The sequence below is a fragment of the Ensifer sp. EB106-05-01-XG146 genome (genome assembly GCF_058791875.1).
In genome coordinates, this window is sequence record NZ_JBYTDX010000001.1 from 3567186 (window position 1) to 3590487 (window position 23302).

At 63.1% G+C, this 23302-nt stretch carries 24 protein-coding genes and 1 riboswitch; of the genes, 13 read left to right on the forward strand and 11 right to left on the reverse strand.

All coding sequences use genetic code 11. The features are described 5' to 3' along the window. Positions 1-52 precede the first annotated feature (52 nt). Positions 53-643 carry an RNA 2',3'-cyclic phosphodiesterase gene (gene thpR, locus AC3WVQ_RS17680; RefSeq protein ID WP_090295243.1) on the forward strand — a complete coding sequence of 197 codons (591 nt, stop codon included), beginning with the start codon at positions 53-55 and terminating at the stop codon, positions 641-643. Here thpR and AC3WVQ_RS17685 read toward each other — a convergent pair. Then, positions 580-1056 carry a low molecular weight protein-tyrosine-phosphatase gene (locus tag AC3WVQ_RS17685; protein WP_090295240.1) on the reverse strand — a complete coding sequence of 159 codons (477 nt, stop codon included), beginning with the start codon at positions 1054-1056 and terminating at the stop codon, positions 580-582. The genes thpR and AC3WVQ_RS17685 overlap by 64 nt on opposite strands. Positions 1057-1141: 85 nt before the next feature. On the opposite strand from AC3WVQ_RS17685, the gene AC3WVQ_RS17690 reads away from it, so the two are divergent. From AC3WVQ_RS17690 to AC3WVQ_RS17720, 7 genes are all read left to right on the forward strand, one after another. Beyond that, entirely contained in the window at positions 1142-1459 is a 318-nt protein-coding gene (locus AC3WVQ_RS17690) for a 4a-hydroxytetrahydrobiopterin dehydratase (protein WP_060611238.1), read from the forward strand. Positions 1460-1545: 86 nt separating this feature from the next. Then, complete coding sequence (locus AC3WVQ_RS17695; protein WP_034802857.1) at positions 1546-1923, forward strand: YkvA family protein; 378 nt, start codon at positions 1546-1548, stop codon at positions 1921-1923. Positions 1924-2320: 397 nt separating this feature from the next. Then, positions 2321-2824, forward strand: a complete 504-nt coding sequence (locus tag AC3WVQ_RS17700; RefSeq protein WP_034803141.1) for an invasion associated locus B family protein — start codon at positions 2321-2323, stop codon at positions 2822-2824. 232 nt (positions 2825-3056) lie between these two features. Next, a complete protein-coding gene (gene rlmN, locus AC3WVQ_RS17705) occupies positions 3057-4292 on the forward strand; it encodes a dual-specificity RNA methyltransferase RlmN (protein WP_034803143.1) in 1236 nt (411 codons plus the stop codon). Positions 4293-4431: 139 nt separating this feature from the next. Next, complete coding sequence (locus tag AC3WVQ_RS17710; RefSeq protein ID WP_090295239.1) at positions 4432-5385, forward strand: ABC transporter substrate-binding protein; 954 nt, start codon at positions 4432-4434, stop codon at positions 5383-5385. 209 nt (positions 5386-5594) lie between these two features. Continuing rightward, complete coding sequence (locus AC3WVQ_RS17715) at positions 5595-6473, forward strand: ABC transporter permease (protein WP_090295237.1); 879 nt, start codon at positions 5595-5597, stop codon at positions 6471-6473. After that, positions 6470-7264: an ABC transporter ATP-binding protein gene (locus tag AC3WVQ_RS17720; protein WP_034802864.1), complete on the forward strand. Its 795-nt coding sequence runs from the start codon at positions 6470-6472 to the stop codon at positions 7262-7264. Before AC3WVQ_RS17715 ends, AC3WVQ_RS17720 begins: the two co-directional genes overlap by 4 nt. Before the next feature lie 63 nt (positions 7265-7327). On the opposite strand, the gene AC3WVQ_RS17725 is transcribed toward AC3WVQ_RS17720, so the two are convergent. Further along, positions 7328-7969, reverse strand: coding sequence for a LysE family translocator (locus AC3WVQ_RS17725; protein ID WP_492382886.1), 642 nt, complete (start codon positions 7967-7969; stop codon positions 7328-7330). A 171-nt stretch (positions 7970-8140) separates the two neighbouring features. Between AC3WVQ_RS17725 and AC3WVQ_RS17730 the strand changes: the two genes are divergently transcribed. Next, positions 8141-9358, forward strand: a complete 1218-nt coding sequence (locus tag AC3WVQ_RS17730) for an argininosuccinate synthase (RefSeq protein ID WP_034802869.1) — start codon at positions 8141-8143, stop codon at positions 9356-9358. 99 nt (positions 9359-9457) lie between these two features. Here AC3WVQ_RS17730 and AC3WVQ_RS17735 read toward each other — a convergent pair whose 3' ends face one another. From AC3WVQ_RS17735 to AC3WVQ_RS17755, 5 genes are all read right to left on the reverse strand, one after another. After that, positions 9458-10690 carry a multidrug effflux MFS transporter gene (locus tag AC3WVQ_RS17735; RefSeq protein ID WP_060521468.1) on the reverse strand — a complete coding sequence of 411 codons (1233 nt, stop codon included), beginning with the start codon at positions 10688-10690 and terminating at the stop codon, positions 9458-9460. Continuing rightward, positions 10687-11190 (reverse strand): MarR family winged helix-turn-helix transcriptional regulator, encoded by a 504-nt coding sequence (locus AC3WVQ_RS17740; protein WP_034803154.1) that lies wholly within the window; start codon positions 11188-11190, stop codon positions 10687-10689. Before AC3WVQ_RS17740 ends, AC3WVQ_RS17735 begins: the two co-directional genes overlap by 4 nt. Before the next feature lie 159 nt (positions 11191-11349). Then, the gene (locus AC3WVQ_RS17745) at positions 11350-13176 is read right to left on the reverse strand and encodes an ABC-F family ATP-binding cassette domain-containing protein (protein WP_090295234.1); all 1827 of its coding nucleotides are present in this window, start codon (positions 13174-13176) and stop codon (positions 11350-11352) included. A gap of 3 nt (positions 13177-13179) precedes the next feature. After that, positions 13180-13830, reverse strand: a complete 651-nt coding sequence (locus AC3WVQ_RS17750; protein WP_060586625.1) for a thiamine diphosphokinase — start codon at positions 13828-13830, stop codon at positions 13180-13182. Between the two features lie 84 nt (positions 13831-13914). Further along, positions 13915-14400 (reverse strand): GNAT family N-acetyltransferase, encoded by a 486-nt coding sequence (locus AC3WVQ_RS17755; RefSeq protein WP_060586552.1) that lies wholly within the window; start codon positions 14398-14400, stop codon positions 13915-13917. Between the two features lie 135 nt (positions 14401-14535). Further along, positions 14536-14654: riboswitch (TPP riboswitch) on the forward strand. Positions 14655-14705: 51 nt separating this feature from the next. Here AC3WVQ_RS17755 and thiB point away from each other — a divergent pair. From thiB to AC3WVQ_RS17775, 4 genes are all read left to right on the forward strand, one after another. After that, positions 14706-15734, forward strand: coding sequence for a thiamine ABC transporter substrate binding subunit (gene thiB / locus AC3WVQ_RS17760; protein WP_090295233.1), 1029 nt, complete (start codon positions 14706-14708; stop codon positions 15732-15734). 7 nt (positions 15735-15741) lie between these two features. Continuing rightward, complete coding sequence (gene thiP / locus AC3WVQ_RS17765) at positions 15742-17367, forward strand: thiamine/thiamine pyrophosphate ABC transporter permease ThiP (RefSeq protein ID WP_255380607.1); 1626 nt, start codon at positions 15742-15744, stop codon at positions 17365-17367. Continuing rightward, positions 17364-18083, forward strand: a complete 720-nt coding sequence (gene thiQ, locus AC3WVQ_RS17770; protein WP_060586556.1) for a thiamine ABC transporter ATP-binding protein — start codon at positions 17364-17366, stop codon at positions 18081-18083. Before thiP ends, thiQ begins: the two co-directional genes overlap by 4 nt. Before the next feature lie 301 nt (positions 18084-18384). Then, positions 18385-19896 carry a M48 family metalloprotease gene (locus tag AC3WVQ_RS17775; protein WP_034802887.1) on the forward strand — a complete coding sequence of 504 codons (1512 nt, stop codon included), beginning with the start codon at positions 18385-18387 and terminating at the stop codon, positions 19894-19896. A 218-nt stretch (positions 19897-20114) separates the two neighbouring features. Here the strand turns inward: AC3WVQ_RS17775 and AC3WVQ_RS17780 are convergent, their stop codons facing one another. The 4 genes from AC3WVQ_RS17780 to AC3WVQ_RS17795 all read right to left on the reverse strand — a co-directional run bounded on the left by AC3WVQ_RS17780 (position 20115) and on the right by AC3WVQ_RS17795 (position 23296). Further along, on the reverse strand, positions 20115-20981 hold the full coding sequence (locus AC3WVQ_RS17780) for an RNA polymerase factor sigma-32 (protein WP_034802890.1): 867 nt from the start codon (positions 20979-20981) through the stop codon (positions 20115-20117). Positions 20982-21292: 311 nt separating this feature from the next. Continuing rightward, on the reverse strand, positions 21293-21862 hold the full coding sequence (locus tag AC3WVQ_RS17785) for a CarD family transcriptional regulator (RefSeq protein WP_034802893.1): 570 nt from the start codon (positions 21860-21862) through the stop codon (positions 21293-21295). 411 nt (positions 21863-22273) lie between these two features. Continuing rightward, on the reverse strand, positions 22274-22612 hold the full coding sequence (gene fdxA / locus AC3WVQ_RS17790; protein WP_060521473.1) for a ferredoxin FdxA: 339 nt from the start codon (positions 22610-22612) through the stop codon (positions 22274-22276). A gap of 270 nt (positions 22613-22882) precedes the next feature. Further along, positions 22883-23296, reverse strand: coding sequence for an RNA-binding S4 domain-containing protein (locus AC3WVQ_RS17795; RefSeq protein WP_060521474.1), 414 nt, complete (start codon positions 23294-23296; stop codon positions 22883-22885). Positions 23297-23302 lie beyond the last annotated feature (6 nt).

Here is a 23302-nt window from a genome sequence, read left to right on the forward strand (position 1 = left end):
GATGCGATGCGTGATTCGCTAAGACATCTGCAAGAGATTCGGGGAGCTCGCCATGCCGAGACTATTCACCGCCCTCGAAATTCCGCGCAATGCTGCAATGAGTCTTTCATTGCTGCGCGGAGGTCTTCCCGGAGCTCGCTGGATCGATGTGGAGAACTACCACATCACCCTGCGCTTCATCGGTGACGTCGACTGGCGCACCGCCGACGAGATCATCGACAAGCTCGATCGCATCGAACGTCCTGAATTCCAACTGCAACTGAACGGCACCGGCGCATTCGGCTCGAAGAAGCCGCACTCGGTCTGGGCCGGCGTTACCAACCATCCGGAAATGTATGCGCTGCAGGCCGAAATCGAGCGCATCTGCCAAAGGCTCGGACTGGGGCCGGACCCGCGCAAGTTCACCCCGCACGTGACGCTGGCGCGGCTGCGCTCCAGCCGTGTCGAAGACGTGGTCGAGTACCTCTCGGGGCGCGGCAACTTCATGACCTCGCTCTTCACGGTCTCCCGCTTCGTGCTGCTCTCGTCGCGCGATTCAGTCGGCGGCGGACCGTACCTGACGGAAGAGCTTTTCCCGCTTCACGAGGTGCGTTCGCCGAGCCTTTCGAGCAACGACGAACATCCGGCCTCCAGCATCTGGTAAAGCGCCTCGAAGGCTTCCCGCCCTTCGTAATAGGGATCCGGCACGTCCCGCAGGTCGCCTGACGCATAATCGAGAAAGAGATGCACCTTCTGCGCCGTGCCATCCGGCGCGAGCCTTTTCAGCGTGCGGACATTGTTCTCGTCCATGCCGAGGATGAGGTCGAAATCACTGAAATCTGCCGCCGCCACCTGGCGTCCGCGCAGTGTAGAAATATCGATGCCGTGCCGCCGCGCCGTCTCTATCGATCGCCGGTCCGGCGGATCGCCGATATGCCAGGCGCCGGTTCCGGCCGAATCGATCTCCAGCGCTACAGCCAATCCCTCTTGCTTCGCCAATGCGCGCAACACGCCCTCGGCAAGCGGCGACCGGCAGATGTTGCCGAGACAAACGAAAAGAACTCTGACCGGTTTCATGCTATTCAGATTCGAAGGCTGGAGACAGTTGACGCTTATACGCGACAGCTCGGGCTTCGAACAGGCGCATGGGAGGAGACAAGCGATGGCAGCGGAGAGACTGGACGAGGCGACGATTGCCGACAACCTTCACAAGATGGAAGGGTGGGTGCGGGCCGAAGACGGCAACTCGATCTGGAAGGCGTTCCGCTTCAAGAACTTCGTCGAGGCCTTCGGCTTCATGACCGAATGCGCGATCGTCGCCGAGAAGCTCAACCATCACCCGGAATGGTTCAACGTCTACAATCGCGTCGACGTGACGCTGACGACCCATGACGCCGGCGGATTGAGCGAACTCGACTTCAAGCTGGCGGCGCGCATGGACAAGGCAGCGTCAGGCCGCATGCCCGATCATTTGAAATAGGACGCGGAATTCCCATATTGAAAGCGCCGGAGCGCCGCGCGTTCACGAGAACGCCTGGCGGCCGAGAATATAGCGGAAGCGGGACGATGGACGACATCAAGATTGGTGAAATTCTCTTGCCTGGCGAAGAATCCGAGCAGGAGCGGCGGGAAAAGCGCGTGAAGCGCCGCTTCTGGCCGACCTTTCGCCGAGCTGCCCGCCAGATCCCATTCAGCCGCGACCTGGTTGCCGCCTATTACTGCGCCATCGATCCGAAGACCCCGACACGCACCCGCGGCATCCTGCTTGCAGCCCTCGCCTATTTCGTGCTGCCGATCGATATCATCCCCGACGTGCTGGCCGTCGTCGGCTTCTCCGATGACGTTGCCGTCTTGACCGCGGCCTTTGCTGCCATCAGCGGGCAGATCAAGGAAACGCACTATACCAAGGCCGATGAGACGCTGGCCGATACGCCGGAGAGCTGACGTCGGACGCCGCCTGTCCGGTTGTGGCGCCGCATTCCCGCCCGAAAGTCAAACTCTTGCCTAATTCTTTGTGGCATAGATCTGCAAGTGACGCTGGTCGCGCGCTTTGGTGCGGCTGACGCCATGCAATGGCTTGGGGCAGGAAACCTTCTGGAACGGGCATTCCGAGGTAACGCGCATCCTCGATCGAGCCCGGTTCGGCGAAGGCGCGAATCGGCGGTCGAAAGGCACTGTGCGATGGGGCAAACCGCTCCATTTCGGGGCTAAAGCCGCGGTTTTCGGCCACCGTTGACGGTTTGGTAACCTGAATTAAGTCAAAACAAATCAAATCATGACTACGCGTCGCCCGTCTGACCTGTTTCGGGTGATCGAAAAGCAAGAAAAGCGGCAGGACCTCATGTTTGTAAGAAAGATCGCAACCGCAATCGCACTCGTTCTGGCCACCGCCAGCATGGCTGCCGCCCAGTCTCCGACGCGCATCCAGCAGTTCAACGCCTGGGGCGCCTATTCCTACAATGCCGGCGGCGGCAAGGTCTGCTACGTCCTTTCGGTTCCGAAGGAAAAGAGCCCGGCCGGCGTCGACCATGGCGACATCTTCTTCCTCGTTTCCCAGCGCCCCGGCCAGAACATCAGCTACGAGCCTCAGGCAATGATGGGCTATGCGCTGCAGGAGAACTCCAAGGTCAACGTCGTCATCGACGGCCGCACCTTCGTGATGTTCACCAAGGGCAATTCGGCCTGGGTCGAAAATGCTGCCGAAGAGCCGGCACTGGTTGCCGCCATGAAGAACGGCAAGGCCATGTCGGTCAACGCCAAGTCGCGCAAGGGTACCGCGACCTCCTACTCCTACTCGCTCTCGGGCATCTCCGCTGCGCTGAAGCAGATCGAAGCCTGCAAGTAATCGCGAGACCGAAAGTCACGCGTAGGGGCCGGCTGCAAAGCCGGCCTTTTGCGTTCAAGGGGCCTGCCTCGTGACTCCCGGCCAAAACAATGCTAAAGGGCGGCCAACTTGAGAGCCTCCGCGCCCCGATAGGCCGCTTTCGATGGCTCGACCGATTTCAATTCGCGCATCAGGACGATTTCCGGACCCGCTCTCCGGACGGCCTCTCGCCGTATGACAGGACATCATGAGCATGGCAGCCACTGAAATTCTGAACCGGGTGGAAATCGCCAAGGCGCCGCAGGTGCGCGCAGCCGTAGAGGCGGAAAAGCCGTCGCTGATCGGACTTCTGCGCGAGGACATGGCCAAGGCACTGGTCGAAAAGGGCGTGCCGGAACGCCAGGTCAAGATGCGCGTCAGCCAGCTCTGGCACTGGCTCTACGTGCGTGGCGTCTCCGACTTCGATCACATGACGAACGTGTCCAAGGACATGCGCGAGATGCTGAAGCAGCATTTCACCATCGCGCGCCCGGAGATCGTCGAGGAACAGATTTCCGGCGACGGCACCCGCAAGTGGCTGTTGCGCTTCCCGGCGCGCGGGGCCGGACGACCGGTCGAGATCGAGACCGTCTACATTCCCGAGGAAGGCCGCGGCACGCTCTGCATTTCGAGCCAGGTCGGCTGCACGCTCACCTGCTCCTTCTGTCACACCGGCACCCAGAAGCTGGTGCGCAACCTGACGGCCGAGGAAATCCTCGCGCAGCTGCTGCTTGCCCGCGACCGGCTCGGCGACTTCCCGGAGCGCGACACCCCGCAGGGCGCGATCGTGCCGGCTGAAGGCCGCAAGATCACCAACATCGTGATGATGGGCATGGGCGAGCCGCTCTATAATTTCGAGCAGGTCAAGACCGCCCTTCTGATCGCCTCTGACGGCGAAGGCCTGTCGCTGTCCAAGCGCCGCATCACGCTGTCGACCTCAGGCATCGTGCCGGAAATCTATCGCACCGGCGAAGAGATCGGCGTCATGCTGGCGATCTCGCTGCATGCCGTGCGCGACGACCTGCGCGACATGCTGGTGCCGATCAACAAGAAGTACCCGCTGAAGGAACTGATGGACGCCTGCCGCGCCTATCCCGGCCTTTCCAACGCCCGCCGCATCACCTTCGAATACGTGATGCTGAAGGACGTCAACGACAGCCTCGAAGACGCCAAGCAGTTGGTGAAGCTCCTGAAGGGTGTGCCCGCAAAGATCAACCTCATCCCCTTCAACCCCTGGCCGGGCACCAACTACCAGTGTTCCGACTGGGAGCACATCGAGAAGTTTGCCGACTTCATCAACCAGGCCGGCTACGCCTCGCCGATCCGCACACCACGCGGCCGCGACATCCTTGCCGCCTGCGGCCAGCTGAAGTCGGAATCCGAACGCATGCGCAAGGTCGACCGCCTCGCCTTCGAAGCGATGATGATCGCCAATCACGGCGAAGATTGAGACGAAGCGCCTCCTCGGGTCCTTCGTTCCTCGCCCATCACCCATCGATGAAGAACTTTGATGGGTGATGCAGTTCCTATCGATTGATTTCATGTCATCGGTTTCCTAAGAAAGCGGGACATCAATTGGAGGACAACCCATGCGCTCACTTCTCATCGCCCTTGCCGCCACGGTGGCATTCACCCTGCCCGCCCGTGCCGATGAGGTGACCGTCGCCGTAACCGCGATCGTCGAGCATCCGGCACTCGACGCGGCACGCGACGGCGTGAAGGACGCGCTGACCGCCGCCGGCTACAAGGAAGGCGAGAACCTCAAATTCATCTACGAGTCGGCCCAGGGCAACCCGGCGACCGCCGCGCAGATCGCCCGCCAGTTCGCAGGCGAAGCGCCGAACGTGATCGTTCCGATCTCGACGCCGTCGGCCCAAGCGGTCGTCTCCTCGACCCGCGATATCCCGGTCGTCTTCACCGCCGTTTCCGACCCGGTCGGCGCCCAACTGGTCAAGGACATGGACAAGCCCGGCGGTAACGTCACTGGCCTCTCCGACATGTCGCCGGTTGCCGAACACGTTGCCCTGATCAAGGAAATCCTGCCGAACGCCAAGTCGATCGGCTACCTCTACAATTCCGGCGAAGCCAACTCCGTTTCGCTGCTCGCGGTGCTGAAGACCGAGGCCGAAAAGGCCGGCCTGACCGTCGTCGAGTCCGCCGCGACCAAGTCGGCTGAAGTCCAGGGTGCTGCCCGTGCCCTCGTCGGCCGCGCCGATGCGATTTACGTGCCCACCGACAACACGATCATCTCCGCACTTGAAGGTGCCGTCGCCGTCGCCGAAGAAGCCAAGCTGCCGCTCTTCACCGCCGACACGGACTCGGTTGCCCGCGGCTCGCTCGCAGCCCTCGGCTTCAACTACTACGACGTCGGCAAGCAGACTGGCGAAATCGTCGTTCGCATCCTCAAGGGCGAAAACCCGGGCGATATCGGCGTCAAGGTTGCTGCCGGTTCCGACCTGGTGATCAACAAGAAGGCCGCCGAGAAAATGGGCGTCACCCTTCCGGAAAGTGTCGTAAAGCGCGCAACCCGCGTCGTTGAATAAGGCTTTCGGCCTTTTCAGGTTCAAGTTTGTTGCGTTTTGCCCGCCTCCGTTCCATACGGGGGCGGTTCGCTATGAGGGGCCCGGAACACCGGAGGCCGCTCCAAGTTTCTAAGCCGCACATGCGCCCGGCCGTGCGCCCCATGTGCCAAGCGGGAGCGTCGCGCTCATAAGCACAATCAGGCGCGACAGGTAGAAAAGAGGGTCTGGGGTTGAGTCTAATTGCTTTCTGGGGAGCCGTGGAGCTGGGGCTGGTCTATGCCTTCGTTGCCCTCGGCGTCTTTCTCGCATTCCGGGTTCTCGATTTTCCCGACCTCACGGTCGACGGATCGTTTCCGCTGGGCGCCGCCGTCACCGCGGTGCTGATCATCGCCGGCGTCAATCCGTGGCTTGCCGCCTGCGTGGCGATGGTCGCGGGTGCCGCAGCCGGCATCGTCACGGCGATGCTCAACGTGCGCTTCAAGATCCTCAACCTGCTCGCCTCGATCCTGACGATGATCGCGCTGTTCTCGGTCAACCTGCGCGTCATGGGCAAGCCGAACGTCGCGCTGATCAACGCCGACACGATGCTGTCACCCTTCTACGGCCTCGGCTTGCGCGATTTCTACGTCCGGCCGCTGTTTATCGGCGTGCTCGTGGTCGTCGCCGTCATCATCGTCTGGCGCTTCCTTGAGAGCGATGCCGGCCTTGCGATGCGCGCCACTGGCGCCAATGCCCGCATGGCCCGCGCACAGGGCGTCGACACCAACCGCCAGATCTATCTCGGCATGGCAATCTCCAACGCGCTCGTCGCCTTCGGTGGCGCTTTGTTCGCCCAGACCAACGGCTTTGCCGACGTCACCTCGGGTGTCGGCACCATCGTCGTCGGGCTTGCGGCGGTCATCATCGGCGAGACGCTGCTCGGTGCCCGCGGCATCCTGATTGCGCTGATCGGCTGCGTGCTCGGCTCGATCCTCTACCGCATATCGATCCAGCTGGCGCTGTCGACCGACATGCTCGGCCTGCAGGCCTCCGACCTCAACTTCGTGACCGCGGCACTCGTCACCTTCGCCCTCGTCCTTCCCCGTCTGCGTCGTGGAGGTGCGGCATGATCAGCGTCAACAACATCGAGGTCATCTTCGGCAAGGGCACGCCGCTGCAGAAGCAGGCGCTGAACGGCGTCAGCCTGACGATCGAGCAGGGCTCCTTCGTCACCGTCATTGGCTCCAACGGCGCCGGCAAGTCGACGTTGCTCGGCGTGCTCGCCGGCGACGTGCTGCCGAGTGCCGGCCAGGTGACGATCGGCAAGACAGACGTCAGCCGCAAGGGTACCGCTGCGCGCGCGGGCCTCGTCGCTCGCGTCTTCCAGGATCCGCTGACCGGCAGCTGCGGCGCGCTCTCGATCGAGGAAAACCTGGCGCTTGCTGCCAAACGTGGCGAGGCTCGCGGCCTCACAGCCGCGCTCGGCCCGAAGCGCCGCGAACATTTCCGCGAGCGTATCGCCGAGCTCAACCTCGGCCTTGAAAACCGCATGGGCGACCGCATGGACCTTCTGTCCGGCGGCCAGCGCCAGGCGGTCTCGCTGGTCATGGCGACGCTCGCAGGCTCCGAAGTGCTGCTGCTCGACGAGCATACGGCAGCCCTCGACCCTGGCATGGCCGAGTTCGTGATGAACCTGACGCAGAAGATCGTCTCGGAGCGAAAGCTGACGACGATGATGGTCACCCATTCGATGCGCCAGGCACTCGACTACGGCCACCGCACCATCATGCTCCACGGCGGCGAGATCGTGCTCGACGTCGCCGGCGACAGCCGCAAGGAACTGCAGGTCGAGGACCTGATCGCCATGTTCCGCCGCATCCGCGGCCAGACGCTCGACGACGATGCGCTGCTGATCGGCTGAGTACAGAAGACTAATTCATAACAAGGCCCGGGCATCCAAGATGTCCGGGCTTTTTGTTTTTGTTTACCGAGCCGTCGTCATGAAAATCTTCACCGCAAACACCGAGAAGACGCCGGCGAAGCTGAAATTAAGTGCCCGCATCACGCCCTTATTGCGCTGCAGCCAGGAGGCAAGCCAGTCGGCGGTGAAGACGACCAGCATGTTCACCGGCATGCCGATGGCGATGAAGAACAGGCCGAGGAACAGAAGCTTGCCGGTGACCGAGGGATCATCGGCGCTGACGAACTGCGGCAGGAAGGTCATGAAGAAGATGATGACCTTGGGGTTCAACAGGTTCACCCAGAAGCCGGCCGAGATGTTGGCAAGCGCCTTGCCTTCCGTCGGCTCGACCTTCTGCACCGAAATGCTGGAGCCGAAGCGCATCGCCTGCACCGCAAGCCAGAGCAGGTAGGCGGCACCGCCGGTCTTGAGGATGGTGAATGCGGTTGGCGAGGCGGTGATCAGCGCCGAGATGCCGAACGCGACGAGCAGCGTATGCACGACGATGCCGAAGCGGGTGCCGAGCACGACGAAGAGCGCGGCCTTCTTGCCCTGGGCGAGCGCCCGGCTGATCGAAAGCGTCATGTCCGGACCGGGTGTGGCCGCCAGAAGCAGCGTCGCAGCGGCAAAGGTCAGGAGGGCCGGCAGGCTGGGAATGAAGTCCATCGTCGTTTCCTCGGCACGGGGGTCGCCTCCAGTAATCCTGCGCCTGCGCTTTTGCCAGCGGATTCGCATCGTCAAGCGTTCTAGCGCTTGTATCGCCGCAGGTTCTGGCTAAAGTGCCGCAGATTTGCACGCGGCATCGCCGCCCTCCCCAAGACCAGACGGACGGAAACCATGGCATCGCATAAAGACGTGAAAAAGGTCGTTCTCGCCTATTCGGGCGGTCTCGACACCTCGATCATCCTGAAGTGGCTGCAGACCGAACTCGGCGCGGAAGTCGTCACCTTCACCGCCGACCTCGGCCAGGGCGAAGAGCTCGAGCCGGCCCGCAAGAAGGCCGAAATGCTCGGCATCAAGGAGATCTACATCGAGGACGTCCGCGAGGAATTCGTCAAGGATTTCGTCTTCCCGATGTTCCGCGCCAACGCCGTCTATGAAGGCGTTTACCTGCTCGGCACCTCGATCGCCCGCCCGCTGATCTCCAAGCACCTGATCGATATCGCCAAGAAGACCGGCGCCGACGCGATCGCCCATGGCGCGACCGGCAAGGGCAACGACCAGGTTCGCTTCGAGCTTTCGGCCTATGCGCTGAACCCGGACATCAAGATCATCGCGCCGTGGCGCGACTGGTCGTTCAAGAGCCGCACCGACCTGCTCGAATTCGCCGAGAAGCATCAGATCCCGGTTGCCAAGGACAAGAAGGGCGAAGCGCCGTTCTCCGTCGACGCCAACCTGCTGCACTCCTCCTCCGAGGGCAAGGTTCTCGAAGACCCGGCACTGGAAGCCCCTGAGTACGTGCACATGCGCACGATCTCGCCGGAAGCCGCTCCCGACCAGGCCACCGTCATCAAGATCGGCTTCGAGCGCGGTGACGCCGTCTCGATCAACGGCGTACGCCTGTCGCCGGCAACCCTGCTTGCCAAGCTCAACGAGTACGGCCGCGACAACGGCATCGGCCGTCTCGACCTCGTCGAGAACCGCTTCGTCGGCATGAAGTCGCGCGGCGTCTACGAGACCCCCGGCGGCACCATCCTGCTCTCCGCGCACCGCGCAATCGAGAGCATCACGCTCGACCGCGGCGCCGCCCACCTCAAGGACGAGCTGATGCCGCGCTACGCCGAGCTGATCTATTACGGCTTCTGGTTCTCACCGGAGCGCGAGATGCTGCAGGCCGCAATCGACAAGAGCCAGGAGCATGTCGAAGGCGAAGTGACGTTGAAGCTCTACAAGGGCAACGTCATGGTCATCGGCCGTGAGAGCGACAAGTCGCTCTACTCCGACAAGCTCGTCACCTTCGAGGACGACCAGGGCGCCTACGACCAGAAGGATGCCGCCGGCTTCATCAAGCTCAACGCGCTGCGCCTGCGCACGCTGGCCGCGCGCAACCGCTAAGACGACGCGTTCTGAAAAAAGAAGCCTCCGCGACCCGTTCGCGGAGGCTTTTTCATATGCAGGCCGAAGCGGTATCGATGCCGATGCCGCACCAGATTTCTACTCCGCCGCTTCCGAAAGCGGATCCTTGACCGGCACGGCGAGCGGCTGCGAGCGAACATTGCGGCTATACCAGACATAGCTCAGGATGCAGACGAGGCCGAAGCATGGAATGATCGTGCCGAGCGCCAGCACCGGAGCGCCGACCGCAGCGGCGATCGCGCCACCAAGCAGCCCCGAGCCCATCTGTACGAAACCCATCACTGCCGACGCCGTGCCAGCGATGTCCGGAAACGGCGCCATCGCCGCCGTCATCATATAGGGCATGACGAAGGCGATGCCGAAGGCATAAATCCCGATCGGCAGCATGACCGAGAGGAAGCTCGGCTGCAGAATGTGCATGGTGTAGGCAAGCGCGAGGCTGGCCGCACCGATGAAGACGAGGCCGGCCGGCACCAGCGCCTGCGGCGTGAAACGCCGCATCAGCAGCCGCACCACCACGGTTCCCGAAAAGAAAAGGCCCGACTGCATCAGCATGCCGACGCCGAACTCGGTCGGTGTCAGCCCCACCGCATTGATCAGTACGAAGGGCAGCATGGTCGCCCAGGCATAAAGTGCGCCGACCGCTCCGCCGATCACAAGTGTCGAGGAAACGAAGCGGCTGTCGCTCACCAACCGCCGATAGGCCGCAAGGATGGGCTTCAAGTGGCCCTTGGCCGGATCCGGGGTCGCGGTCTCGGCCATGAAAAACTGCACGGTGAGACAGGCCATGGCGGCAAAGCCGACCATCAGGAAGAAGATCGACTGCCACCCGAAGAGACCGAGCGCCAGGCCGCCAAGCGTCGGGGACACGGCGGGTCCGAGGGCCAGCATCATGCCGATCATGTTCATGATGCGTGCGGCCTCAGTCCCGGTGAACTGGTCGCGCACGATCGCCCGCGCCACGGTCATCCCGACGGAGGCGCCGATGCCCTGCACCAGGCGGCCGGCCAAAAGCACCGCGACGGAAGGCGCAAAGGCCGCCATCAGGCTACCGACGAGGTAGATCGCCATGAAGATCAGCGTCGCGCGGCGGCGACCGATGACATCGGAGAGCGTGCCAGACACCAACTGGGCAAAGGCGAAGCCGGCGAAATAGAGCGACAGCGTCATCTTGATCGCCGCTTCGCTGGAGGAGAAGGCGCGCACCAGTTCAGGCATCGCCGGCGTATACAGCGCCATGGAAACGGGGCCGAGCGCCACCAGGAAGGCACCGATGATGCTTGTGCGCCGCTCGCTCATGCGACGCGTCATTGCGCGGCTCCGACCCGGACTTCGGCCTTCTCCGCTGTCTCCTTACCGGCAAGGCACGGATCGAGCTGACGCAAATTGTCACGCAGGATGCGCAGGTTGGAACAGAGAAGCGCGCGCGCTTCCGAGTCCAGCCCTTCCGTATAGGCATCCATCATTTCGCGAAGACCGGTCATCAGCTCGTTGAACAACGGACCGGCCTTTTCGGTGATGACGACATTCTTGGCGCGGCGATCCGCCGGATCGGGAACGCGGGCGACGAGCCCGTTCGCCTCCAGCCTGTCGAGATAGGCCGACAGCGTCATAGGCTCAATGCCCATGCGTGTGGCGATTTCGGCCTGTTTGATGCCCTCGGTGAGCGCCACCTGGATCAGCGTGCGCGCCTCGCCAGGCGTGATGCCCAGATCCATGGCATTGACCTTGCGGTCGAAGGCCCCGCGCAAGAGGCGCGAGACATCGGTCAGAAGCATTCCAATGGTTTCGGATTCTAGCTTGAAGGGCATCATGATCGTTCACAGGTGATATAATAAGTTTTACTTATCATACCCTGTGAAAACGTTCAACGCGGAAGGCCATCTTTCCCTTGCCAGTTTAACGGTAAAACTCGCAAGGATTCAACGTATTACCTTCGCAATCCCGCGCGGGACCGTCTTTGTTGTGTCTCAGCCCTCAAGCTCCTCGCGCAGCATTTCGAGTTCCAGCCATTCCTCTTCCATGCGAGCGAGGTCGGCACGCAGCTTTTCCAGCTCCTGCGCCAGCTTCGCAAAAGCATTTGGATCTTTTGTGAAAAGATTGGGGTCCGCCATCTTTTCTTCGCGCTTGGCAGCCTCGGCTTCCGCCTTGGCAATCTCTTTCGGCAGGTTTTCGAGCGCGAATTTCTGCTTGTAGGAAAGCTTACCCTTGGCAGCCTTCGGCGCTTCGGCGGCCGGTGCGGCTGCATCGGCCTTGGCCTTTTCCGCCTTCTCGGCCTTGCGCTTCTCCTCGATCGCGCCCTTGCGCTGCGCCATCATGTCGGAATAGCCGCCGGCATACTCGATCCAGCGTCCATCCGGCGCCTCCGGATTGGCCGGCGCAATCGTCGAGGTGACGGTGCGGTCGAGGAAGTCGCGGTCGTGGCTGACGAGGATGACAGTTCCGGCAAAACCGGCGACGATCTCCTGCAAAAGGTCGAGCGTCTCGATGTCGAGATCGTTGGTCGGCTCGTCGAGGATCAGAAGGTTGGTTGCTCGCGCGAGGATGCGCGCCAGCATCAGCCTTGCGCGCTCGCCGCCCGAAAGCTCGCGGATCGGGGTGCGCGCCTGCTCTGGCTGGAACAGGAAGTCCTTCATGTAGCCGGTGACGTGGCGCTGCTCGCCATTGACCAGCAGGTTGTCGCCGCGCCCGTCCGTCAGGTAGTGCGCCAGCGTGTCGTCGAGATTGAGGTCTTCGCGCTTCTGGTCAAGCGTCGCGATTTCGAGATTGGTGCCGAGCTTGACCGTGCCCGTATCCGGCTCGATCTGTCCGGTCAGGATCTTCAGGAGCGTCGTCTTGCCGGCGCCGTTCGGGCCGACCAGACCGATGCGGTCGCCGCGGTGCACGCGGATCGAGAACGGCGCGACGATGGTGCGCTCGCCATAGGCCTTGGTGACCTTCTCCGCCTCGATCACCAGCTTGCCCGATTCCTTGGCGTCGGCGGCCGTCGCCTGTACCGTTCCCTGCGGCCCCTTGTGGCCGCGATAGGTCGCCCGCATGGTCTGCAGCTCACCGAGGCGGCGCATGTTGCGCTTGCGTCGAGCGGTCACGCCGTAGCGCAGCCAATGTTCCTCGCGCTCGATCGCCTTGCCGAGCTTGTGCTGTTCCAGCTCCTCGGCCTCCAGCACCTCGTCACGCCAAGCCTCGAAATGGGCAAAGCCGCGGTCGAGCCGCCGCGACTGGCCACGGTCGAGCCAGACGGTCGCGGTCGAGACCTTCTCCAGGAAGCGCCGGTCGTGCGAGATCAGAACGAGCGCCGAACGGCTGCGGATCAGTTCGTCTTCCAGCCATTCGATCGTCGGCAGATCGAGATGGTTGGTCGGCTCGTCGAGCAGCAGGATATCCGGCTCCGGCGCCATGACACGGGCAAGCGCCGCGCGACGCGCCTCACCGCCCGAAAGGCGCTTCGGGTCTTCCTCGCCGGTCAACCCCAGGTGCTGCAGCAGATAGGCGACGCGATAGGGATCGTCACTCGGGCCGAGTCCTGCCTCGGCATAGGTCTGCACCGTGTCGTAGCCGTCGAAATCCGGCGCCTGGTGCAGATAGCGGATGGTCGCGGAGGGATGGCGGAAGATTTCGCCCGACTGCGCCTCGGCCAGGCCCGCGGCAATCTTCATCAGCGTCGACTTGCCCGAGCCGTTGCGGCCGACCAGACAGATGCGGTCGCCCGGTTCGACTTGAAAATTGGCGCCGGCTAGCAGCGGCGCGCCGCCGAAGGTGAGGAAGATGTCGTCGAGTTTCAGAATGGGAGGCGCCAAGGCTCAGGCTCCGGAAAGATCATAGGGGCGGGCGAGCACAATGGCGCGACCGCTCTGGAGAGTGAAGCGAAGGGGACCCTCCGCAACGTTGGAAACGGTTCGGGACGAGCCGAACGGCAAGGTGAAATCGTCGAGCGGATAGCGCGCATTGACGATCGAAAGACCGGTAAGCTCGGTCAACCCGAGCACCGAGAAGAGGCAGCCCTTGGGTAGGTCGAGGTCGAGCGAGCCGGCCAGCAGCGGATAGGCCTCTTCCTCGCCCGAGGTCATCAACACGGAAAGGCCACGCTCGGCAAGGGCGACGGCATGCAGCAGGTGCATGAAGGCGTGATCGCTGCGGGTACCGCCGAGGGCGCCGGCGAAAATCAGGCGATCGGCTCCACGCGACAGCGCCGCCTCGACCGCGATCTCCCCGTCCGTCGCGGCCTTCGCCGCCGGATAGGGCTCGCGCGGGACGGAGGCGTAGTCCGCAAGAAGGGCTTCCTCGGTCGAGTCGAAATCACCGACCCAGACATCCGGCACGATGCCGAGCAATCGGGCATGGCGCATGCCGCCGTCAGCCGCAATGAAGCGACTTGCGGCCAGCTGGTGAGCCAGCCGGTCGGTCAGCGAAAGGGCGCCGCCAAGCAGAATGGTGAAGGTCGATCGAGCCATGGCAAAGCCCATAGCGCAAAGGACCGCCGAAGGAAAACGAAGAAAACCGTCGAACGAGCGGTTCTCGATATTTTGGTCAGACCATCAATGCCCCTCGGGCACCGGATCGGGAAAAAGCATGCCGGCATAAATGCCGGGGGTCGAATCCGGAATTTCGACGGCGCCGGCCACCCGCTCGTAGAACTTCGCCGGCCCGACGCCGCCGATAATCGCGTAGCCATAGCCGGCCTCGCGCATGGCCGTGAGGCTTGCAAGCAACAGTGCCTCACCGATCCCCTGCCCGCGCATGCTTTCGTCGACGCCGGTCGGACCGAAGAAGCCGAGTGCCGTTACGTCGTGGCAGGAAAAGCCGACGATCTTTTCGTCATGGACAGCGACGTGCATGCGCGTCGGGGTGGAGGAAAAGGCGGCTTCCGCCTCGCCCGCCCATCCGGCACCGAAAGTCTTTTCAATCCAGGAAACGACCAGGCGGCGCTCCGGCGCCATGGCGCGGCGAATGCTGATGCCAAGGCCAAGCTTCGACTGAGGTTCAGCCGGCAGGGCATAAAGTCGAACAAGCATATCGGGCATGACATTTCCTCCTCGCTGCCGTTGTGTAGCGCAGTTGGCGGCATACGCAAACACGAGCCATTGTGCTGGCCAGGCGTCCCCTTGCTTCGCCGTAAACATCGCTTGCCATGGGACCGAGGCAGCGGTAAATCTCTTGCCGCTCTAACGGGGTGCCTCCCGACCGCATTGCGGCCGGAGGCTGAGAGGCGTCAAAACGCCAACCCGCGGAACCTGATCCGGCTCATACCGGCGGAGGGATTAGACGCGATCGGATCGATACGCCCTTTTCCCATGCAACAACGAACTTTGGGAGAGAGGTCCTCGCCATGTCCAATTCATCGCAACTTAAATTCTTTAGCCGGCTAGCCCTTGCGACGGCCGCGAGCCTTGTTTTCTCCGGCGCCGCGACCGCCGCCGACAAGACGCTGACGGTGTACACCTATGAGAGCTTTATCACCGAATGGGGCCCGGGCGCCAAGGTCGCAGAAGCCTTCGAGAAGACCTGCGAATGCAAGGTCAACTATGTCGGCGTGGCCGACGGCGTCGAGCTGCTCACCCGCCTGAAGCTCGAAGGCGAGGCTTCCAAGGCCGACATCGTGCTTGGCCTCGACACCAACCTCGTTGCGGAAGCCAAGGCAACGGGCTTCTTCGCGCCGCACGGCGTCGAGGCAACCGGCGTCACCGTTCCCGGCAACTTCTCCGACGACACGTTCCTGCCCTATGACTACGGCCACTTCGCCGTCGTCTACGACACCGAGACGCTGAAGACGCCGCCGAAGAGCCTGAAGGAGCTGGTAGAAGGCGACCCGTCGCAGAAGATCGTCATCGAGGATCCGCGTACGTCGACGCCGGGCCTCGGCCTCCTGCTCTGGGTCAAGGCCGTCTATGGCGATGAGGCGGGTGCCGCCTGGACGAAGCTGAAGGACCGCGTTCTGACCGTCACCCCCGGCTGGTCGGAAGCCTATGGCCTCTTCACCAAGGGCGAGGCGCCGATGGTGCTGTCCTACACCACGTCGCCGGCCTACCACATGGTCGCGGAAAACACCGAGCGCTATCAGGCCGCTGCCTTCTCCGAAGGGCACTACATCCAGATCGAAGTCGCCGGCATGACCAAGAACGCCAAGGAGCCGGAACTGGCAAAGCAGTTCCTCGCCTTCATGACCGGTCCGGACTTCCAGTCGATCATCCCGACGACGAACTGGATGATGCCGGTCGCAGCGACCAAGGAGCCGCTGCCGGACGCCTTCAATAAGCTGGTCAAGCCGGAAAACACCTTCCTCCTGCCCTCGGAGGACGTCGCCAAGAACCGCAAGGCCTGGATCGACGAATGGCTTGCCGCCATGAGCAAGAACTGAGGCCGGATTGTTCGCACTGCGCGAAAATCGTATGACAGTGGTCGCCGGGGCAGCCTGCCTCGGCGTCTTCGTCCTTTTCGTCGGTCTTGCGATCGTCGCCTTGCTGAGCCAGACGGGCGGCGCGAGCGACGATGCGCTGTTCGACGCCTACATCTGGCGCGTCACCCGCTTCACGCTGCTGCAGGCGACCCTCTCGACGTTGCTGTCCGTGCTCTTTGCCATCCCCGTCGCCCGGGCGCTAGCGCGACGACCGCAGTTCCCCGGCCGCATCTGGCTGCTGCGCTTGATGGCGCTGCCACTCGGACTGCCGGTTCTGGTTGGCGCACTCGGGCTGATCGAGATCTGGGGGCGGCAGGGTTTCCTCAATTCCGGCCTACGCTGGCTCGGCCTCGCGCAGCCCGTCAGCATTTACGGCCTGTTCGGCATCCTGCTTGCCCACGTCTTCTTCAACATGCCGCTTGCAGCGCGCCTGTTCCTGGCCGGGCTCGAGCGCATCCCCGCCGAATACTGGCGCAGCGCCGCCAATCTCGGCATGCCGTCACGCGCACTCTTTCGCTTCATCGAATGGCCCGTGCTGCGCGGCCTCCTGCCGGGTGCCGCCGGCCTCGTCTTCATGCTCTGCGCCACCAGCTTCACCCTCGTGCTGACGCTCGGCGGCGGGCCTGCGGCCAGCACAATCGAAGTGGCGATCTACCAGGCGCTGCGTTTCGATTTCGATCCGCCGCGCGCGATCGCGCTGTCAGCCCTGCAGATCGCCATGACCGGCCTGCTGCTGCTCCTGCTTCGTCATCTGGCGACCGAGCCGGAAGAGGGCATGACCGGTGGCCGCACTGTGCGCCGTTTCGATGGCGCGTCAAGGATCGCGCGCCTGAGTGATGGCACCTGGATCACGCTTGCCTTTCTGTTTCTCGGCGCGCCGCTGGTCGCGGTTCTCATCTCCGGACTCGAAGCCGATCTGCTGAAGCTCGCCCGCGATCCGGCGGTGCACCGGGCGCTGCGGACGAGTGCGGCAATCGCGCTCGCCTCGGCACTCGCCTCCGTCACCATGGCAGCCGTGATGATCCGGGCGGCGGCAACCGCCACCGCGCCGCGTCACGCGACGTCGCTCTCCCGCGGCTTTGCCGGTGCCATCGGTGCCAGCACCTCGCTGATCCTCTTGGTGCCGCCGGTGGTGCTCGGCGCCGGATGGTTTCTGCTTTTGCGTCCCTTCGGTGACGTCGCGCGCTTTGCACCTGCCATCGTCGTTGCGATCAACGCGCTGATGGCGCTGCCCTTCGTCCACCGCATCCTCGCGCCGGCAATGGCGACCCATGCGGCACGGTCCGAACGGCTGACGGCAAGCCTTGGCATTCGTGGTTTTGATCGTCTGCGATGGATCGACTTTCCGGCGCTGCGCAAGCCGCTATTGATGGCCCTTTCCTTCGCCATGGCGCTGTCGCTCGGCGACCTCGGCGCCGTCGCTCTCTTCGGCAGCCAAGACATGGTGACGCTGCCGTGGCTGCTCTATAGCCGTATGGGCAGCTACCGCACCGCCGACGCCGCCGGTCTCGCCCTTTTCCTCGGGCTTCTCTGCCTGATATTCACCATCCTCGGCACGGCCAATGACAGCCGGCCGGAAGGACGCAAAGCATGATCGATCCCGTTCCCGCGATAGAGTTGCGCGATGTCGAGGTCCGTTTCGAAACGGCCAAGCTCACCTTCGATTGCACCATCGCCAAGGGGGGCATCGTCGCTGTCGCCGGTGCCTCGGGCTCCGGCAAATCGACGCTGCTCCACCTCATTGCCGGGTTCGAGGATCCCGATCGCGGCGAGGTGCGCATTCTCGGCGAGAACGTTGCCGATCGGGCGCCGTCGGAACGGCCGGTCTCGATGATCTTCCAGGACAACAACCTCTTCGCCCATCTCGACGTCGCGACCAACATCGGACTCGGCATCGACCCGGCGCTTCGGCTGAGCGCAACCGACCGCGAGAAGATTGAAGACGCGCTCCGCCGCGTCGGGCTCGAAGGCTTCGGGAAAAGGCTGCCGCCGACGCTTTCAGGCGGCGAGCGCCAGCGCGTCGCCCTCGCCCGCGCGCTTGTGCGAAAGCGCCCCCTGCTGCTGCTCGACGAGCCCTTCGCAGCGCTTGATCCCGGCATGCGCGCCGGCATGCGCACGCTCCTGCGGGAACTGCACGAGGAGGAAGGCAACACGATCCTGGTGATCACACACCATCCCGAAGACGTGAAGGCCCTGGCCGACGGCGTGCTTTTTCTCGACCAGGGGCGTATCATCGCAAACGACACCCTCGACCGCTTCCTGGCGCGGCGGGACAATGCGGCGATCGACCGCTTTCTCGGCAATACTTGAAGGACGGATCGGATTCTCCACGCCCTTGGCCGATTGCCACAATTTGACCGCGGCGCCATGCGACGCGCGAAATATCCGGCAAGGGCGCGAATATTCCCGCATCCGTTGCCGTGATACCACGGGGCAACTATTTCTACCGAGACAAACTAGGCAGGTGGCGCTGAAATCAGATACAGCAAGACCAGGACTGAGAGGTCGCGGCAGAGCAACGCTGCCGGGCTGAAAAAGTAGGACTTTCAACGCTGTCGTACCACTTGTCCGCAGGATGCGGGCGGAGCGATGGATGGGAACGGGCTGAGGCATGGAGAGGCATACAGTCACACACGACCGGTTCCCGCCGAAGGGCGGACGGCTGCGTGGACGCGCCGTGGTTGCATTGCTTGCGACCACGCTCCTTTCCGCATGCCAATCCGTGATCGAGCAGACCTACCAGCCGACCGTTTCGCCCTCCTCCAATCCGCAGATCGTCGAGGAAGTCCAGAAGAACGATCCGCGGGCGCAGCTGGGCGCGCGCGAACATCCGCGCATCGTCGCAAGCTACGGCGGCGAGTACAAGGACGCCAAGACCGAGCGCCTGGTCGCGCGCATCACCGGCGCGCTGACGGCGGTCTCCGAGAATCCGCAGCAGTCCTATCGCATCACCATCCTGAACTCGCCGGCGATCAACGCCTTCGCGCTGCCCGGTGGTTATCTCTATGTCACCCGCGGCCTGCTGGCGCTTGCCAACGATGCCTCCGAGGTCGCAGCCGTGCTGTCGCACGAGATGGCGCACGTCACCGCCAACCACGGCATCGAGCGTCAGCAGCGCGAGGAAGCCGAAGTGATCGCCAGCCGCGTGGTCTCCGAAGTCCTCTCCTCCGATATCGCCGGCAAGCAGGCGCTCGCGCGCGGCAAGCTCCGGCTCGCGGCCTTCTCGCGCAACCAGGAACTTCAGGCCGACGTGATCGGCGTGCGCATGCTCGGCGAAGCCGGCTACGACCCCTATGCAGCGGCGCGCTTCCTCGATTCGATGGCCGCCTATAGCCGCTTCACGGCGGTCGATCCGGAATCCGACCAGAGCCTCGACTTCCTGTCAAGCCACCCGAACGCGCCGCAGCGTGTCGATCTCGCGCGTCGGCACGCCCGCGCCTTCGGTCCGGAAGGCACCAGCGGCGACCGCGGTCGCGACTATTATCTCGCCGGCATCGACGGCCTGCTCTATGGCGACAGCCCGCAGGAGGGCTACGTGCGCGGCCAGACCTTCCTGCACGGCCAGCTCGGCATCCGCTTCGACGTGCCCGCCGGGTTCCAGATCGACAACAAGGCCGAAGCGGTTCTGGCGACCGGCGCCGGCGACATCGCCGTGCGCTTCGATGGCGTCGCCGACACGGGCGGCCGAAGCCTGACGGACTATATCGCCAGCGGCTGGGTCACCGGCCTGAAGCCCGACACGATCCGGCAGATCAGCGTCAACGGCCTGGAAGCCGCAACCGCGCGCGCCTCCGCCGACCGCTGGGATTTCGACGTGACGGTCATCCGCATCGACACGCGGATCTACCGCTTCCTGACCGCCGTGCCCAAGGGGTCGAGCGCACTCGAGCCGACCGCAAACCAGTTGCGCAGCACGTTCCGCCGCATGACGGCCGCTGAGACGCAGTCGCTGAAGCCGCTGCGGATCCGGGTGGTGACGGTCCGGCCCGGCGACACGATCACCACGTTGTCGGCCCGCATGATGGGAACCGATCGTAAGCTCGACCTCTTCCGGGTGATCAATGCGATGCAGGTCAGCTCGACGGTGAAGCCGGGCGACAGGGTGAAGATCGTTTCCGAATAGGATTGAGACAGGCGCAGCTGAAGCGCGTTCGGTTGCGGGCGTGAATTGCCTGCCATCTGCTAGGCAAGCACGTCGCGAGGCGCCTGAACGGTCACGAACGAAAGCACGCTGCGCCAATCGTCATCGCCAAATTGACAGCGGACAGTGCCGCTTCCCGGCGCAATGCGGGGTTCCGGCGAATAGTACGGGCATGGCGGCAGACGGTCGGCGTCAGGCGGTCAATGAATGCCTGCGGTCAGCGCCGGCGCTCGCGTCGCCAAGGCCGCCCGGAGCTTCTCCAGCGCCCGAGTTTCGATCTGGCGCACACGTTCCTTGGATATGCCGAGATCGATGCCGAGCTCTTCGAGCGTCGCTCCTTCTTCCGTCAGCCGCCGGGCGCGGATGATGCGCATTTCGCGCTCCGTCAGCGCGCACAGCGCGTCGCGCAGCCACACACGTGCCCGTTCGCCGTCGATCATCTCGCTCACCTGCTCGTCCGGCAGCGGCGCGTCGCTGGCGAGGAAATCCAGCCGTTCACCGCCATCGGAATCACTGCCGCCGACCGGCGCCTGCAGCGAGGTGTCGCTGCCGGAGAGACGTGCATCCATCGTCTGCACGTCGGCGATACTGACGCCGAGGGCAGCCGCAATCTCCTCATGCATAGCCTGCGATGTAAGCTGCCTGTCGCCCTGGGCAAGCCGGGCGCGAAGACGCCGAAGGTTGAAGAACAGGGCCTTCTGCGCCGAACTGGTGCCACCGCGGACGATCGACCAGTTGCGCAGGACATAGTCCTGCATCGACGCTCGGATCCACCAGGTGGCATAGGTGGAGAAGCGGACCTCGCGGCTCGGCTCGAAACGGGCCGCCGCCTCCAGGAGACCGATATGGCCCTCCTGGACGAGATCGCCCATCGGCAGCCCGAAATTGCGAAACTTCGCGGCCATCGAGATTACCAGACGCATATGCGACATGGCGATCTTGTTGCGGGCTTCCTGATCGTTGTCGTTTCGCCAGGCTTGCGCCAGCTTGTGCTCCTCGTCGCGCTCGAGATAGGGCGCCTCCATTGCGATCTTGATCATCCGCCGGTCTGCAGTGAGAGTCTTCATCGATCACTCCGTGACTGGCGCCGGGCGCCATTGCGTGTGAAGTCCAAAAGGCCGGACGGATGCAGTGTCCGGCAGCAGGGGGGCGTCTCGCGCCGCGATGTCGAAACTTGAAGAAACGACGCGGCGCCCTAACTTCGAAGTCACGAACCTGAACGGTGACGGGATCACAGAAGCAAGATCGCCCGGCGCGAAAGCGGCGCGCTTCTGCCGGCCTTTATAAATGCGCCCGGACGGCAAAAGTTCCATGCGATCAAAGAAAAAGCCCGGCGCGATGGCCGGGCTTTTTGGTAGTCTCAGTGCAGTCGGACAGCTTATGCAGCTTCGTCCTGAGCGTCGTCTTCGTCGATCGCCTTGCCGCGCTTCGGACCCTTGCTGAGGTTGGCCTCGACGAGGCGAACAGCTTCGGTTTCCGACATCTTGTTGACGGCAGCGATTTCGCGCGCCATGCGGTCGAGGGCAGCTTCGTAGAGCTGGCGTTCGGAATAGGACTGTTCCGGCTGGTTTTCGGCGCGGTAGAGATCGCGCACGACTTCCGCGATGGAAATCAGGTCGCCGGAATTGATCTTGGCATCGTATTCCTGGGCGCGGCGCGACCACATGGTGCGCTTCACGCGAGCCTTGCCCTGCACAACCTTCAACGCGCGGTCGACGAAATCGGTTTCGGAGAGCTTGCGCATGCCGATGCTGACGGCCTTGGCCACTGGCACTTTCAGGCGCATCTTGTCCTTCTCGAAATCGATGACAAAAAGCTCAAGCTTCATGCCGGCGACTTCCTGCTCTTCGATCGCCACGATCTGGCCAACGCCGTGGGCCGGATAGACGATCGATTCACCGGTCTTGAAGCCCTGGCGTGTCGAAGATTTTTTCTGCTGGGTCGTCATTCGTTTCAAAAACTCCCTGTTTCGCGCCGGCCATTCTGGCCGGGGCCGGGTCAGTGAGGCCCGGGATAGACGGGGATACCGCCGGGTGGGTACATCCTGGTCCGTCCAAGGAATGCAAACAGCCTCATAAAATGCGGTCACAACAGAGCAACGCCATGTTGCGTACTAGGGAGAAACCGCGTTTTGGAGATCGTTTGCTTTCGTGATGGTTTTCGGGCGCGCAAAAACACCCTCTGTGGATCAGTAGAAGGAACCTATCACAAAAAAGTGCCGAAATCAATAATTTGCTGCATGGCAGCCATCAAGCCACCATTCTCGCAACTGCGAGCGCGGCTCGTGTTTTCCCCAGCTTTGCGCCCCGGGGGCAGCTTTGCTTCGTCAGCCTCGACGAACGGCGGCGACCGCTTCGTCTCAGTCGCCCTGGCCCGGCTCGGTCGAGAAGAACTTCTCGTACTTGGCTTCGACGCCGTCCATCTCCTTCGCTTCCGGCATCGGATCGCGCTTGACGGTGATGTTCGGCCACTTCGAAGCGAAATCCGCGTTCAGTTTCAGCCACATATCAAGACCCGGCTCGGTATCCGGCTTGATCGCCTCGGCAGGACATTCCGGCTCGCAAACGCCACAATCGATGCACTCGTCGGGATGAATGACGAGGAAATTCTCACCCTCGTAGAAGCAGTCCACGGGGCAGACTTCGACACAGTCCGTATACTTGCAGCGAATGCAATTGTCGGTCACGACATACGTCATGAGGTACTCCAGCCAATGCTCACGTTTGATGGCAGACGGCAATCAATGGTGATGCTCGTCGTCCGCGCATGCTAGGAATGTCCGGCGCGCATAGCTGCCGAAGCAAACCCGATGCACCCAACGTGGGTCTGTCAGGTAAAGGCTTTATGGACCCTTTGCAAGAATATTCAATGCGCGAAACGCCACGGCAAAGGCAGAGTTTTCTAAAGGCTGTCGCGCAAAAGCGCGTCGTGTTTTACAGCCAGCGGCGGGCAGGGTTGGCGGCGCCCATCAGTCCTCGCGCGGATCGAAATCGGGCTTTAGCCGATCGGTTTCCCGCCGCTCCTTCTTCGTCGGCCGGCCCGCTCCGCGCTCGCGCGTGGCAAGCTCGTAGGCCGACAACTTCTCCTTCGGCTGCTCTGGCGTCAGATCGTCGTAAAGCAGACGCGCTTCCTCATAGGGACCGCGCCGCTCACCCGGGCCCAGGACCCGGACGATCAGACTGCGCCGGTCGAGCGCAAGTTCGAGCATATCGCCCGTCTTCAATTGAAACGACGACTGCGTCACGCGCTCGTCGTTGACGGCGACACGGCCATCCTCGATCGCCTTTTGCGCAAGCGATCGGGATTTGATCAGCCGCGTGAAAAACAGCCACTTGTCGAGACGCTGGCGCGATGCCGGGTTGGACGCAGGCTGTTTTTCCATGGTCTA